Origin of the sequence: Micromonospora sp. HNM0581 (assembly GCF_012726175.1) — a bacterium.
In the GTDB taxonomy this organism is placed as follows: Bacteria; Actinomycetota; Actinomycetes; order Mycobacteriales; family Micromonosporaceae; genus Micromonospora.
Genome location: NZ_JAASAD010000002.1, coordinates 277,594 through 292,052 on the forward strand (window position 1 = coordinate 277,594; position 14,459 = coordinate 292,052).

At 70.6% G+C, this 14,459-nt stretch carries 13 protein-coding genes; 8 read left to right on the forward strand and 5 right to left on the reverse strand.

Features of this window, described 5'->3' with window-relative positions; all coding sequences use genetic code 11:
• The first annotated feature begins 201 nt into the window (after positions 1 to 201).
• The 8 genes from rapZ to HCA58_RS04185 all read left to right on the forward strand — a co-directional run bounded on the left by rapZ (position 202) and on the right by HCA58_RS04185 (position 7,191).
• On the forward strand, positions 202 to 1,050 hold the full coding sequence (gene rapZ, locus HCA58_RS04150; RefSeq protein WP_169596627.1) for an RNase adapter RapZ: 849 nt from the start codon (positions 202 to 204) through the stop codon (positions 1,048 to 1,050).
• Positions 1,047 to 2,018: a uridine diphosphate-N-acetylglucosamine-binding protein YvcK gene (gene yvcK, locus HCA58_RS04155; protein ID WP_169596402.1), complete on the forward strand. Its 972-nt coding sequence runs from the start codon at positions 1,047 to 1,049 to the stop codon at positions 2,016 to 2,018. The genes rapZ and yvcK overlap by 4 nt, the downstream gene beginning before the upstream one ends.
• 54 nt (positions 2,019 to 2,072) lie before the next feature.
• Positions 2,073 to 3,053 carry a DNA-binding protein WhiA gene (whiA, locus tag HCA58_RS04160; protein ID WP_169596403.1) on the forward strand — a complete coding sequence of 327 codons (981 nt, stop codon included), beginning with the start codon at positions 2,073 to 2,075 and terminating at the stop codon, positions 3,051 to 3,053.
• Positions 3,054 to 3,300: 247 nt separating this feature from the next.
• On the forward strand, positions 3,301 to 4,305 hold the full coding sequence (gap, locus tag HCA58_RS04165) for a type I glyceraldehyde-3-phosphate dehydrogenase (RefSeq protein WP_169596404.1): 1,005 nt from the start codon (positions 3,301 to 3,303) through the stop codon (positions 4,303 to 4,305).
• 52 nt (positions 4,306 to 4,357) lie between these two features.
• Entirely contained in the window at positions 4,358 to 5,557 is a 1,200-nt protein-coding gene (locus tag HCA58_RS04170) for a phosphoglycerate kinase (RefSeq protein ID WP_169596405.1), read from the forward strand.
• Positions 5,557 to 6,348 carry a triose-phosphate isomerase gene (gene tpiA, locus HCA58_RS04175; RefSeq protein ID WP_169596406.1) on the forward strand — a complete coding sequence of 264 codons (792 nt, stop codon included), beginning with the start codon at positions 5,557 to 5,559 and terminating at the stop codon, positions 6,346 to 6,348. Before HCA58_RS04170 ends, tpiA begins: the two co-directional genes overlap by 1 nt.
• Before the next feature lie 95 nt (positions 6,349 to 6,443).
• Positions 6,444 to 6,704, forward strand: coding sequence for a preprotein translocase subunit SecG (gene secG, locus HCA58_RS04180; protein WP_169596407.1), 261 nt, complete (start codon positions 6,444 to 6,446; stop codon positions 6,702 to 6,704).
• Between the two features lie 136 nt (positions 6,705 to 6,840).
• Positions 6,841 to 7,191 (forward strand): RNA polymerase-binding protein RbpA, encoded by a 351-nt coding sequence (locus HCA58_RS04185; RefSeq protein ID WP_169596408.1) that lies wholly within the window; start codon positions 6,841 to 6,843, stop codon positions 7,189 to 7,191.
• Positions 7,192 to 7,204: 13 nt separating this feature from the next.
• On the opposite strand, the gene pgl is transcribed toward HCA58_RS04185, so the two are convergent.
• The 5 genes from pgl to tkt form a co-directional block, all read right to left on the reverse strand.
• Positions 7,205 to 7,969 (reverse strand): 6-phosphogluconolactonase, encoded by a 765-nt coding sequence (gene pgl, locus HCA58_RS04190; RefSeq protein ID WP_169596409.1) that lies wholly within the window; start codon positions 7,967 to 7,969, stop codon positions 7,205 to 7,207.
• 56 nt (positions 7,970 to 8,025) lie between these two features.
• Positions 8,026 to 9,042 (reverse strand): glucose-6-phosphate dehydrogenase assembly protein OpcA, encoded by a 1,017-nt coding sequence (locus HCA58_RS04195; protein ID WP_169596410.1) that lies wholly within the window; start codon positions 9,040 to 9,042, stop codon positions 8,026 to 8,028.
• Positions 9,043 to 9,091: 49 nt separating this feature from the next.
• Entirely contained in the window at positions 9,092 to 10,606 is a 1,515-nt protein-coding gene (gene zwf, locus HCA58_RS04200; protein ID WP_169596411.1) for a glucose-6-phosphate dehydrogenase, read from the reverse strand.
• A gap of 310 nt (positions 10,607 to 10,916) precedes the next feature.
• Positions 10,917 to 12,098 (reverse strand): transaldolase, encoded by a 1,182-nt coding sequence (gene tal, locus HCA58_RS04205; protein WP_169596412.1) that lies wholly within the window; start codon positions 12,096 to 12,098, stop codon positions 10,917 to 10,919.
• A 17-nt stretch (positions 12,099 to 12,115) separates the two neighbouring features.
• Positions 12,116 to 14,254: a transketolase gene (gene tkt / locus HCA58_RS04210; protein ID WP_169596413.1), complete on the reverse strand. Its 2,139-nt coding sequence runs from the start codon at positions 14,252 to 14,254 to the stop codon at positions 12,116 to 12,118.
• Positions 14,255 to 14,459: the final 205 nt, after the last annotated feature.

Here is a 14,459-nt window from a genome sequence, read left to right on the forward strand (position 1 = left end):
GGTGGTGGGATCGGCGCGGCGGCGGTGCGTCCCGCGGAGCCGGACACCGGCGAGCTAGAGTCGCTGCTTGACCACGCCCGGCCGCTGACGCCGGGGCAGCGCAGTTGGAGGGGCAGACGGGTGGGCGAGGCGCACACGACCGGTCACCGTGCGGGCGTACCCGGTGAGCAGACCGGGACGACTGCCGAAACGGACACCACACTGGTCGTTGTCACGGGCCTGTCCGGTGGCGGACGCAGCACCGTGGCCAGGGCCCTGGAGAACGTGGGCTTCTACGTCGTCGACAACCTGCCGCAGGCGCTGCTGCTGGAGATGGCGGAGCTGGCGGTGAAGGCGGGCGGGGCGGCCCGACGCACCGCCATGGTGCTGGACGTGCGTTCCCGAGCCTTCTCCACGGATCTGGCCGAGGCGATCCGCGAGCTGAAGGAGCGCGGCTACGCCCCCCGGGTGGTCTTCGTCGACGCCGACGACGAGGTGCTGATTCGCCGGTTCGAGAGTGTGCGGCGTTCGCATCCGTTGCAGGGCGAGGGTCGGCTCGCCGACGGCATCGCCGTCGAACGGGGTTTGCTGGAGGAAGCCCGCGACCAGGCCGACGTGATCATCGACACCAGTCACCTCAACGTCAACCAGCTACGCCGTCGGGTCGAGGAGCTGTTCGGTGGGGAGGACGCCCGCCGGTTACGACTGACGGTGATCTCCTTCGGTTTCAAGTACGGACTGCCGCCGGACGCCGACTTCGTGATGGACGCCCGGTTCCTGCCCAACCCGTACTGGGTGCCCGAACTGCGCGAGCACACCGGACGCGAGGAGGCGGTGAGTGCGTACGTGCTGGGGCAGGAAGGCGCGGACACCTTCGTCGACGCGTACGCGGACCTGGTGAACGCCACTACGGCCGGCTTCGAGCGCGAAGGCAAGCGGTACCTGACCGTGGCGGTCGGGTGCACCGGCGGCAAGCACCGCAGCGTGGCGATCGCCGAGGAGTTGGCCGCTCGACTCCGCCGGATCGGGCTGGCCGCCAACGCCCAGCACCGCGATCTGGGGCGGGAATGACGATCCGGGTGGTGGCGTTCGGTGGCGGGCACGGCCTGTCCGCCTCCCTGCGCGCACTGCGCCGCTGCGCACCCGAACTGGATCTGGACATCACGGCGGTGGTGACCGTCGGTGACGACGGTGGCTCCAGTGGCCGGCTGCGCGCCGAACGGGGCGGGCTGCCACCCGGTGACCTTCGGCAGGCCCTTGTGGCGTTGGCCGGCGACCATCCCGCCACCCGGCGCAGCGCGGGTCTGTTCCAACACCGCTTCGTCGAGGTGGCGGTCGGCGGTCGGGGTGACGGGTTGGCCGGGCACGCGGTGGGCAATCTGGTGCTCTGTGGGCTGATGGAGCTGCTGGGCGACCCGGTGGCGGCGCTGGAACACGCGGGCGCGATGCTCGGCTCGGTAGGGCGGGTGCTGCCGATGTCCCGGCAACCAGTCGACATCGAGGCCCGGGTACGCGGGGCCGACCCGGGACGTCCCGACGAGGTGTACACGCTACGCGGACAGCACCAGGTCGCGGTCACCACCGGGCGGGTCGAATCGTTGCGGCTCACCCCGCAGGCGCCGGCGGCATGTGCGGAGGCGGTCGGTGCCATCGGCATCGCCGACTGGCTCATCTTCGGGCCGGGCAGCTGGTACACGAGCGTGCTGCCGCACCTGCTGGTGCCGCAGCTGGCCGCCGCCATCCTGGCCAGCCCGGCCCGACGACTGGTCACCCTCAACCTCGCCGCCGAGAAGGAGACCCTCGGGCTCTCCGTCGCCGACCACCTGGCGGCGTTGGGCTGGTACCTGCCGGAGCTGACCGCCGACGTCGTACTCGCCGACGCCAAGGCGGTCGGTGACCCCGAACCGGTCCACCGTGCGGCAGAATCCCTGGGAGCTCGGCTGGTCCTCGCTCCCGTCGCGGTCGACGACGGCACTCCCCGTCACGATCCGGCTGCTCTGGGCGCCGCCCTGGTGCCTGTACTGGGCGCCGATCGTTAGACACGTACGTAATCTCCGGCGACACGCCGGAACCGGTCCGTGAGGGGACGCACAATGGCGATGACGGCTGCGGTGAAGGACGAGCTGAGTCGGGTCGACGTGCCCAAGCCCTGCTGCCGGCGGGCGGAGATGGCGGCGCTGCTGCGGTTCGCCGGTGGGCTGCACATCGTGTCCGGGCGGGTGGTGGTGGAGGCCGAACTCGACACCGGCGCGGTGGCCCGGCGGCTGCGGCGCGAGATCGCCGAGGTCTACGGCTATCCGAGCGAGATCCACGTGCTCGCGTCCGGCGGGCTGCGCAAGGGCAGCCACTTCATCGTCCGGGTCGTCAAGGACGGCGAGGCGCTGGCCCGGCAGACCGGGCTGCTCGACGTGCGTGGCCGACCGGTGCGCGGGTTGCCACCGCACGTCGTCGCCGCCAGCGTCTGCTGTGCGGTGTCCGCTTGGCGGGGTGCGTTCATGGCCCACGGCTCGTTGACCGAGCCCGGTCGCTCCAGCGCCCTGGAGATCACCTGCCCGGGGCCGGAGTCGGCGCTGGCGCTGGTCGGCGCGGCCCGTCGACTGGGCATCACCGCCAAGAACCGGGAGGTACGCGGCGTCGACCGGGTGGTGGTCAAGGACGGTGACGCGATCGCCGCACTGCTCACCCGTATCGGTGCCCATTCCAGTGTGCTGGCCTGGGAGGAGCGCCGGGTCCGGCGGGAGGTGCGGGCGACGGCCAACCGGTTGGCGAACTTCGACGACGCCAACCTGCGGCGGTCGGCCCGGGCTGCGGTGGCCGCCGCCGCCCGGGTGACCCGGGCGTTGGAGATCCTCGCCGACGACGCGCCGGAGCACCTGACCTCGGCCGGCCGGCTGCGGCTGGAGCACCGCCAGGCGTCCCTGGAGGAACTGGGCGCGCTCGCCGACCCGCCGCTGACCAAGGATGCCATCGCCGGGCGGATCCGCCGCCTGCTGGCGCTCGCTGACCGGCGGGCTCGCGACCTCGGTATCCCGGATACCGAAGCGGCCGTCACGCCCGACATGCTCGTGGTCTGATAGGACGGTGGGGCGACCACCCGGCGCAGTGCGGCTCGGCGCGCTCGGATATGGTCGCTGCGTACGGCAAGGGGGCCGGCACCGGCTTTCCCCGCCGTACCCACCGCCTCGACGGTGGTCAGGTCCCCTGGACCGGCGGGGTGGCCGGGATGAACCGTCAACGGCCGGCTCCAACGGTCGGCGCACAACAATTCCGCCGGCCGAGGGTCTCCACGCCGGCGGACCAGAACGCGAGGAGATGGGACCTGTGACCATCCGGGTTGGCATCAACGGCTTCGGCCGGATCGGCCGTAACTTCTTCCGGGCAGTGCTGGCGTCCGGCGCCGACGTCGAGGTCGTGGCCGTCAACGACCTGACCGACAACGCGACGCTCGCCCACCTGCTCAAGTACGACAGCATCCTGGGTCGCCTCCCGCAGGAGGTCAAGGCCACCGCCGACGAGATCACCGTCGGTGGAAAATCCATCAAGGCGTACGCCGAGAAGGACCCGGCGGCGCTGCCGTGGGGTGACGCCGGTGTGGACGTGGTCATCGAGTCGACCGGCTTCTTCACCGACGCCACCAAGGCCAAGGCGCACATCGACGGCGGGGCCAAGAAGGTCATCATCTCCGCTCCGGCGAAGAACGAGGACGTCACGGTCGTGATGGGCGTCAACGACGGTCAGTACGACCCAGCCAAGCACACGATCATCTCGAACGCCTCCTGCACCACCAACTGCCTGGCGCCGATGGCGAAGGTCCTGCACGACACGTTCGGCATCCAGCAGGGTCTGATGACCACCATCCACGCCTACACCCAGGACCAGAACCTGCAGGACGCGCCGCACAAGGACCTGCGTCGGGCCCGGGCCGCCGCGCTGAACATCGTGCCGACCTCGACCGGCGCCGCGAAAGCCATCGGCCTGGTGCTGCCGGACCTCAAGGGCAAGCTGGACGGGTACGCGCTGCGGGTGCCGATCCCGACCGGGTCCGCCACCGACCTGACTGTCACCGTCGGTCGGGAAACCTCGGTGGACGAGGTCAACGCCGCGCTGAAGGCTGCCGCCGAAGGGCCGCTGCGGGGCATCCTCACCTACAACGAGGACCCGATCGTCAGCGCCGACATCGTCACCGACCCGGCGTCGTGCATCTTCGACGCGCCGCTGACCAAGGTCATCGGTAACCAGGTGAAGGTCGTCGGTTGGTACGACAACGAGTGGGGTTACTCCAACCGCCTGGTAGACCTGGTGAAGCTGGTTGGTTCGTCGCTGTGAGTGCGAGGAGTGAGCTTGCGAGCCCTGCGGTCACGAACGGAGGACCATCTCGGTGAGTATCCGTAACCTCGACGACCTGCTCGCCGAGGGGGTTTCGGGTCGGCGCGTGCTGGTGCGCGCCGACCTGAACGTCCCGCTCGACAAGCAGACCGGCGACATCACCGACGACGGCCGGATCCGAGCGGTGCTGCCGACCCTCGGCGCGTTGACCGAAGCCGGTGCGAAGGTGGTCGTCTGCTCCCACCTGGGCCGGCCGAAGGGTGCACCGGACCCGCAGTTCAGCCTCGCCCCGGTCGCCGGGCGGCTCGGTGAGCTGCTCGGTACGGCGGTGCACTTCGCCACCGACACGGTCGGCGAATCCGCTCGGGCGACGGTGGCGGCACTCGCCGACGGCGAGGTGGCGCTGCTGGAGAACCTCCGTTTCAACAAGGGGGAGACCAGCAAGGACGACGCCGAACGGGGTGCCTTCGCCGACCAGCTCGCCGCCCTGGGCGACGTGTACGTCGACGACGCGTTCGGCGCGGTGCACCGCAAGCACGCGAGCGTCCACGACGTGCCCGTGCGGCTGCCGCACGTGGCCGGTCGGTTGGTGCTGCGCGAGGTGGAGGTGCTGTCGCAGCTCACCGGTGAACCCGAGCGGCCGTACGTGGTGGTGCTCGGCGGGTCGAAGGTCTCCGACAAGCTCGCGGTGATCGAGGCGCTGCTGCCGAAGGTCGACCGGCTGCTCATCGGTGGCGGCATGTGCTTCACCTTCCTCAAGGCCCAGGGCCACGAGGTCGGCTCCTCCCTGCTGGAGGCGGAGATGGTGGAGACCTGCCGCAACCTGTTGGAGCGCGCCGAGGGCAAGATCATGCTCCCGGTCGACGTGGTGGCGGCCGACGCCTTCGCCCCGGACGCCGCGCACGACACGGTGCCTGCGGACGGCATCCCCAGCAAGCGGGTGGGACTGGACGTCGGCCCGAAGACGGTGGCGGGCTTCGCCGCCGCCGTCAAGGACGCCCGGACGATCTTCTGGAACGGCCCGATGGGGGTGTTCGAGATGCCCGCGTTCGCGCACGGCACCCGTGGGGTCGCCGAGGCGATCGCCGCAGCCGACGCGTTCAGTGTGGTCGGCGGCGGTGACTCGGCCGCAGCGGTGCGGGCGCTGGGGCTGGACGAGAAGTCCTTCGGGCACATCTCCACCGGTGGCGGCGCGTCCCTGGAGTACCTGGAGGGCAAGACCCTCCCCGGCATCGCAGCCCTGGAGAAGTGATGGCGAGCGCCCCCCGCCGGCCGCTGATGGCCGGCAACTGGAAGATGAACCTCAACCACCTCGAGGCGAACCTGCTGGTGCAGAAGCTGGCGGCCAGCCTCACCGAGAAGCAGCTGACCGAGGTGGAGACGGTGGTGCTGCCGCCCTTCACCGACCTGCGTACGGTGCAGACCGTGGTGGAGGGCGACAAGCTGCTCATCGGCTACGGCGCTCAGGACCTGTCACCGCACGCCTCCGGCGCGTACACCGGGGAGGTCTCCGGCGCGATGCTGGCCAAGCTCGGCTGCTCGTACGTGGCGGTCGGGCATTCCGAGCGGCGGCAGTACCACCGCGAGGACGACACGTTGGTGGGTGCCAAGGTGCAGGCGGCCCTCACCCACGGCCTCACCCCGATCCTGTGCGTGGGGGAGGGGCTGGACGTCCGCGAGCAGGGCACCCACGTGGCACACTGCACCGACCAGCTCGACGCCGCGCTCAAGGGGCTCAGTCCGGAGCAGATGCTGCGGGTGGTGGTCGCCTACGAGCCGGTGTGGGCGATCGGCACCGGCAAGACGGCTACCCCGCAGGACGCCCAGGAGGTGTGCGGCGCGCTGCGGGCCCGGCTGGCCGACACGGTGGACCAGACCACCGCCGATGGCGTTCGCATCCTCTACGGCGGCTCAGTCAAGTCGTCCAACGTCGCATCGATCATGGCGCAGCCGGATGTGGACGGCGCCCTGGTGGGCGGCGCCAGCCTGGACGCCGAGGAGTTCGCGAAGATCTGCCGGTTCCCGGAGCACATCACCGGCTGATCGCTCGCTATCCTTGACTCCGCCCGTCCGCCGGTCGGTGCCGCCGTGCCCGAACTGTCCGGGCGAGGATCGTAACGAGAGGACTGACCCCCGCCATGCCGATCTGGTTCGCCTACACGTTGATCGTGTTGCTGGTCATCACGAGCTTCCTGCTCGTCCTGCTGATCCTGCTGCACCGGGGTAAGGGCGGTGGGATGTCCAGCATGTTCGGTGGTGGTGTCAGCTCCAGCCTGGCCGGTTCGTCGGTGGCAGAGAAGAACCTGGACCGCTACACCGTCCTGGTGGGCATCGTCTGGTTCGCCTGCATCATCGGGCTCGGCCTGTGGCTCCGGCTCGAAGTGGGCACGGGCGTCTGAAGCGGCCGTCGAGGCGTACAATTTGCGCGCGGTCCGTCACTTGACGGGCCGCGCGCAGTCCGTTTCACCCGCTGCACCGCGTCGCCCGCCGTCCCCTCTCCGCCGGCGGTCCCCTCCGACGACAGGAGTCAGCGCCGTGCCGAACGGCCACGTCATCCGGGGCGCCCGCGTCGGGTCCGCGCCCGCCCGTCCCCTCGAACGCCATCAGCCGGTCCCGTGCCGGTCGGTCAGCTACTGGTGCCGCAACGGGCACCGCACCGACATCCGGATCGTCGCCGACGTGACAGCCCCGGACGTCTGGGATTGTCCACGCTGCGGTCTGCCCGCCGGTCAAGACGCCCAGGATCCGCCGGGCCGGAACCGGGCCGAGCCGTACAAGACCCACCTGGCGTACGTGAAGGAACGTCGTACCGATGCCGAGGGCCAGGCGATTCTCGCCGAGGCGCTCGCCGCTCTGCGGCAGCGTCGCGGCACCCGCAGCTACTAGGCCACCGTGCAGGTCAGCGCAGGCTGCGGAAGCGGGCCGGCAGGTCGGCCGCCGCGGCACGGTCCAGCAGCCAGAGGGTACGCCCGATCCCCTGCGCACCGGCCGCCGGCACCTGTACCGGACCGGCACCGGCGAGTGCCAGGCCGACCGCCCGGGCCTTGCCGCCGCCGCTGGCCACCAGCCACACCTCCTCCGCCGTGTTGATCGCCGGGAGGGTGAGGGTGATGCGTACCGGAGGCGGCTTCGGGCTGCCCCGTACCGCGCTCACCGGTCGGCTCTCGTAGTGCACCGGATGCTCCGGGAAGACCGAGGCGACGTGCCCGTCCTCGCCGACACCGAGCATCAGCACGTCGAAGTGGGGCAGGGCAGAGGTGCCGGGACGGGCGGCCCGGGCGAGTTCAGCGGCGTACCGGGCGGCGGCCTCCTCCGGGTCGGCGCCGCCGTCCGAGGCCGGCATGGCGTGGATCCGGGCTGGATCCACCGGCAATGCGTCGAGCAGCGCCTCACGTGCCTGCGTCTCGTTGCGTTCCGGGTCGCCGGTCGGTAGGAACCGTTCGTCGCCCCACCAGAAGTCGACCCGGGACCAGTCGACCGCGTCCCGGGCGGGCAGTGCGCCCACCGCCCGGTGGACCGCTGCGGCGATCCGACCACCGGTGAGCACCACCGACGCCTGGCCACGCTCGGCCTGGGCGTCGAGCAGCCGCACCACCAGTCGGGCCGCTACCGCCTGTGCCAGCAGGTCGGGGTCGGCGTGGACGGCGACACTCGCCTCACTCATGATGTCCTTCCGCGACCGCGGGACGGTCGGTGTCGTGCGTACCAGGGATGGGAGGGTCAGGAACCGGTGTGCGTCGTGGTGTGGGCGGTGACGCCGGCCTCGGCCCGCTGGGCGGTGGCCGGATCCTTCCAGACGTGCACCCGCTGGCTGGGCCGTCGGTCGAGGTTGTTGAGCCCGGCGAAGGTACCCAACGCCTCCGCGTACACCTGGTCGGGACCGAGCCGGCGCAGTTCCTCGGCCAGTTCGTCGCCGAGCGGCCGGCGGACCAGCGGCAGGATGCGGTCCTCCTGGCCGGTACGCCGGAACGTGGCCACACTGTCCTCCCGGGTCAGCGTCAACTCGTCGCCGTTGGCGCAGCGCAACTGGACCTCCCGCATCCGTGGGAACTCCCGGGTGCGGTCCCAGCGTGGCTTGATGCCGAGCCGGCTGCGCAGCCAGCCGCGCATCAGTGCGGCGGTGGGGTCGGTCGGTGGCGCGACCACCGCCGCCTCGGTCAGCTGTGCGTCGGTGGTGTCGAAGGCGCCGGCCACCAGGGTGCGCCACGGCGTGATCCGGGTCCAGGCGAGGTCGGTGTCGCCGGAGATATAGTCGCGGGCCCGTTGCCGCAGCGCCGCGATCGGGTCGGCGGCCTGCGCCGAATCCGTGATACGCCGGTCGGCGACGACGCCGAGGAAGTCGGTGGCGATCTCCTCCGGTGGCTCACCATGCCACCAGGTGACCACCGGCACGTCCGGTACCAGCAGCGGCATCACCACGGATTCGGCATGCAGCGCCAGCCGCCCGTACATCCGCATCACCACGGCCTCGCAGGGGCCCAGCCGTCCACCGACCACGATCTCGGCGTCGAGTCGGTTGCGGTCCCGCTCCACATCGGAGCGGACGACCACCAGCAGCCGACACGGGTGCGCGGCGGCGGCGATGGTGGCCGCGGCCTCCGCGTCTCGGACCCGCTTCTCGTCCACCACCACGATCAGGGTCAGTGCCATGCCGCTGGCGACCCCGCCCGCGCTGCGCCGCTCCGCAGCCAGCGCCTTGACCACCTCGTTACCGGTGGTGTCCCACAGTCCGATCACCGCAGCCTCCTGCTCCGCTGGCCCCGCGCCGCCGCCTCGCTCCGCTCGCTCATGCCCGCCGCCAGGCCCGGCCTTCGCGGGCCAGCATCTCGTCGGCGGCCCGGGGCCCCCACTCGCCGGACCGGTAGGGCTCGGGTTTCGTGCCCTCCCAGGCGTGCTCCAGTGGGTCCACCACGGCCCAGCTCTGCTCGACCTCGGCGGCGTCCGGGAACAACGTCCGGTCACCGATGAGCACGTCCAGCACCAGCCGCTCGTACGCCTCCGGGCTGGACTCGGTGAAGGCCTCGCCGTACTGGAAGTCCATCGCGATGTCGCGGACCTCCATCGTGGTGCCGGGCACCTTCGAGCCGAACTTGAGCACCACGCCCTCGTCCGGCTGAACCCGGATCACCAACTGGTTGTTGCCGAGCATCTCCATGTCGGCCGGGTTGAACGGCAGGTGTGGCGCCCGCTTGAACATCACCGCGACCTCGGTGACCCGCCGTGGCAGCCGTTTACCGGCCCGGATGTAGAACGGCACCTCCGCCCACCGGCGGTTCTGGATGCCCAGCCGCACCGCCACGTACGTCTCGGTGGTCGAGGTCTGCGGGACACCGTCCTCATCCAGGTAGCCTCTGGCCCGCTGGCCACCGACCCAGCCGGGCAGGTACTGACCGCGTACCGTGCCCAGGTCGACGTCGTCCGGCAGCGTGATGGCCTTGAGTACCTTGAGTTTCTCGGCCCGGATCTCGTCGGCGTCGAAGCTGGTCGGTTCTTCCATCGCGACCAGGGCCAGTAGTTGCAGCAGGTGGTTCTGCAACACGTCGCGGGCGGTGCCGACCGAGTCGTAGAAACCCGCCCGACTGCCGATGCCGACGTCCTCGGCCATGGTGATCTGCACCGAGTCGACGTACTGCGAATTCCACAGTGGCTCGAAGAGGCTGTTGGCGAAGCGCAGGGCGAGGATGTTCTGAACCGTCTCCTTGCCCAGGTAGTGGTCGATGCGGAAGACGTCCTGCCGGGTGAAGACGTCGTCGACCAGGTCGTTGAGCGCCTTGGCCGAGGGCAGGTCGTTGCCGAACGGCTTCTCCACCACCACCCTGCGCCAGCCACCGCACCGTTCGTTGTCTGCCATGCCGGTGCGGGCCAGCTGCTTGAGTACCACCGGGAACGCCGCCGGTGGGATGGAGAAGTAGAAGGCCGCGTTGCCGTGGATGCCGTGACTGTCACGCAGACCGTCCAGGCAGCGCGCGAGGTTGTCGAACGCGGTGTCATCGTCGAAGGAACCGCCGACGAACTTGATGTTGTGTTCGAGCCGTGACCACACCTCCTCACGCCACGGCGTCCGGGCGTGGGCCCGTGCCGCCTCGCGGGCCAGCGAGGCGAAGTCGTCGTCTCCCCAGTCGCGTCGGGCGAACCCGACGACCACGAAGCCGGGCGGCAACAGTCCCCGGTTGGCCAGGTCGTAGATCGCGGGTAGCAGCTTCTTCTGGGCCAGGTCGCCGGTCACCCCGAAGATCACCAGAGCGCACGGCTCCGGAATCCTGGGTAACCGCCGATCCTGCGGGTCGCGCAGCGGGTTCACGCCGCCTCCTCGCTCCGCTCGTCCACGTCGTCCATCGTCATGCCCGTCGCGACCCACCGTGCCGACCGGCCGGACCGGCACCGACGGTTCGGCCGGGTACCGGTGCGGCAGCGGACGTCGCCAACCGGCCGGGGGCTCCGGTCACTGCCGATCTCGGGTATGAGTACGGGCTTTCGGGTACCGGTAGATCAACGTCGACCGTACCGGTTGTCTGAAGAAAGCTACCCACCCGCGAACCGTTCGCGTAGTACCACCGACCGACGCCGCCACCCGGACCGGGTGGCGGCGTCGGTGCTACCGGACGGCACCGTCACGCATTTCCTCCGGCACGCGCGGCGGCGTCGGCGTTGCCTCGGGCGGCGTCGCCGGGGCTGCTGCTGCCCTGGCCGGCCGCGGCAAGCGACTTGCGGACCCCGTCGAGCAGTTCCTGCCAGCTGGCCTCGAACTTCTCCACGCCCTCCCGCTCCAGGGTGGCGATCACGTCGGCCAGGTCCACGCCCACCGACTCCAGGTCGGCGAAGACCCGCCGGGCGTCGTCGTACGCGCCGGTGACCGTGTCCTGGTGCGTCTCGCCGTGGTCGGCGTAGGCGTGGATGACCGGCTCCGGCATGGTGTTCACCGTGCCCGGCGCGATCAGCTCCTCGACGTAGACGACGTCGCGGTAGTCCGGGTTCTTCGTTGAGGTGGATGCCCAGAGCGGGCGCTGCGGGTGGGCACCGGCACCGGCCAACGCCTGCCACCGGTCGCTGCCGAAGACCTCGCTGTAGCGGTCGTAGGCCAACCGGGCGTTCGCCACCGCCGCCTTACCGCGCAGCCCCTTGGCCTCGGCGGAGCCGATCTTCTCCAACCGGGCGTCGACCTCGCTGTCGACCCGGGAGACGAAGAACGAGGCCACCGAGCCGATCGTGCTCAGGTCGTGACCGTTCGCCTTCGCCTGCTCCAGCCCGGTCAGGAACGCCTCCATCACCTGGGAGTAGCGGTCCAGGCCGAAGATCAGCGTGACGTTGACGCTGATCCCCTCGGCCAGGGCCGCGGTGATCGCCGGTAGACCGGCCTCGGTCGCCGGGATCTTGATGAACAGGTTCGGCCTGTCGACAAGCCACCACAGTGCCCGAGCTTCGGCCACGGTGCGCTGCGAGTCGTGGGCCAGCCGCGGATCCACCTCGATGGAGACCCGACCGTCCACGCCCGCGCTGCCGTCGTACGACGGGCGCATCACGTCGCAGGCCCACCGCACGTCGTACGTGGTGAGCATGCGGACGGCCTCTTCCACGTCGACACCCCGGGCGGCCAGATCCCGTAGCTGCCAGTCGTACTCGTCGGCGTCGCTCAACGCCTTGGCGAAGATGGTCGGGTTGGTGGTGACCCCGGCCACGTGCTTGTCCCGGCGTAGCTGGTCCAGCCCGCCGGAGGAGAGTCGTACCCGCGAAAGATCATCGAGCCAGACCGCCACTCCTGCGGCGGTCAGCTCGCCAAGCCTGTCGGTCGTCATGTGCGCCAACGCCTCCCTCAGTTGCCGGTCGTGGAACCGGTGATGTCGCCGACCCGGGTCTGCGCCGCGTGTGCGGCGGCGACGATCCGGTCCGGGGTGAAGCCGAACTGTTCGAAGAGCACGGAGTGCGGGGCACTCGCGCCGTAGTGCTCCAGGCTGACGCTCTCGCCGCAGTCTCCGACGATTCCGCGCCAGGACATCGCGATGCCCGCCTCCACGCTCACCCGGGCCCTTACCCCGCGCGGCAGCACCGACTCCCGGTAGGCCTCGTCCTGCTCGAAGAACCACTCCTGGCAGGGCATCGACACCACCCGGGTGGGGGTGCCGTCGGCCTCCAACCGGTCCCGGGCGGTGAGGCAGAGCTGCACCTCGGAGCCGGTACCGATGATGATGACCTCGGGCTTGCCGTTGGACGCCTCGGCCAGCACGTAGCCGCCCTTGGTGACGCCCTGCGCGCCGGCCAGCTGCGTGCGGTCCAGGGTCGGCAGTGGCTGCCGGCTCAGCGCCAACGCGGTCGGCCGGTCGGTGTGCTCCAGGGCCTGCCGCCAGGCCCAGGCGGTCTCGTTGGCGTCGGCCGGGCGGACCACGTCGAGGCCGGGGATGGCCCGCAAAGCGGTCAGATGTTCCACCGGCTGGTGGGTCGGGCCGTCCTCGCCGAGACCGATGGAGTCGTGCGTCCAGACGTAGACCACCGGCAGTTTCATGAGTGCGGCCAACCGGACGGAGGGGCGCATGTAGTCGCTGAACACCAGGAAGGTGCCGCCGTAGGGGCGGGTGCCGCCGTGCAGGGCGATGCCGTTGAGGATCGCGCCCATGGCGTGTTCGCGGATACCGAAGTGCAGTGTCCGGCCGTACTCGTGGCCGGGGAACTCCTTGGTGGCGTACTGGCTGGGGACGAAGGAGGGTTCACCCTTCATCGTGGTGTTGTTGCTCTCGGCCAGGTCGGCGGAGCCACCCCACAGCTCGGGCAGTACCGGTGCGAGTGCCGCCAGTACCTTGCCGGAGGCGGCCCGGGTGGCGACGCCCTTGGCGTCGGCGGGGAACTCCGGCAGCGCCTCGGCCCAGCCCTCGGGAAGCGTCCGACCGGCGAGCCGGTCGTAGAGGGCGCGTCGCTCCGGGTTGGCCTGCGACCACGAGTCGAAGGCGGCCGTCCACTCCTGCTGCGTGGCCTCGCCACGCCGCAACGCCGACCGGGTGTGGCCGAGAACCTCCTCGCTCACCTCGAACGTGCCGGCCGGGTCGAAGCCGAGGACCTCCTTGGTGGCGGCCACCTCGTCGGCGCCGAGCGCGGAGCCGTGGATCTTGCCGGTGTTCTGCTTGTTCGGTGCCGGCCAACCGATGATGGTGCGCAGCGCGATGAACGACGGGCGGGTGGTCTCCGCCTTGGCGGCGAGCAGCGCCTGGTACAGATCCTCGACGTTCTCGTGGTAGTCGCCCTGCTCTGCGTCGCCGCGCCGCCAGTCGACGGTCTGCACGTGCCAGCCGTACGCGGCGTAGCGGGCCGCGACGTCCTCGCTCATCGCGATGCGGGTGTCGTCCTCGATCGAGATCTCGTTGTCGTCGTAGACCAGGCAGAGGTTGCCCAGCTGCTGGTGTCCGGCGAGGGCGCTGGCCTCGTGGCTGATGCCTTCCTCGATGTCGCCGTCGGAGGCGATGCACCAGATGTGGTGGTCGAAGGCTGACTCACCGGCTTCGGCCTCCGGGTCGAACAGGCCGCGTTCGCGCCGCGCCGCCATCGCCATGCCCACGGCGTTGCCCAGACCCTGCCCGAGTGGGCCGGTGGTCGTTTCCACACCGGGGGTGTGGCCGTGCTCGGGGTGTCCGGGGGTGAGTGACCCCCACTGCCGCAGTGACTTGAGGTCGTCCAGGCTCAGTGGGTAGCCGGCGAGGAAGAGCTGGATGTACAGCGTCAGGCTGGAGTGCCCGGCGGAGAGCACGAAGCGGTCCCGGCCGGGCCAGTTCGGATCTGCCGGGTTGTGCCGCATCACCCGGTTGAACAGCAGGTACGCCGCGGGGGCGAGACTCATCGCGGTGCCCGGGTGGCCGTTGCCGGATTTCTCCACGGCGTCCATGGCCAGGACGCGGACGGTGTCGACGGCACGGCGGTCGAGGTCGGACCAGTCAAGTGCGGGGTGCTCGGGTCGGTTGGCAGCCACGGTGGTTTGTGCTCCTCGGCGAGTTGGGCGGAACCCTCAGTGGTGACCCTATCGAGCGCGGCTAAACATGCGCCCGAGGATCTCAGCATGCTGGTCTGTACGTTTCCGCGGTGTTCTGCGGTTCACCCCGGTCGTCGGTGCGGCACCAGCCTCCGGTGTGACGGCTGGCACCGTTGCCGGGTCGCCCGGGCAGCTAGAACGACGA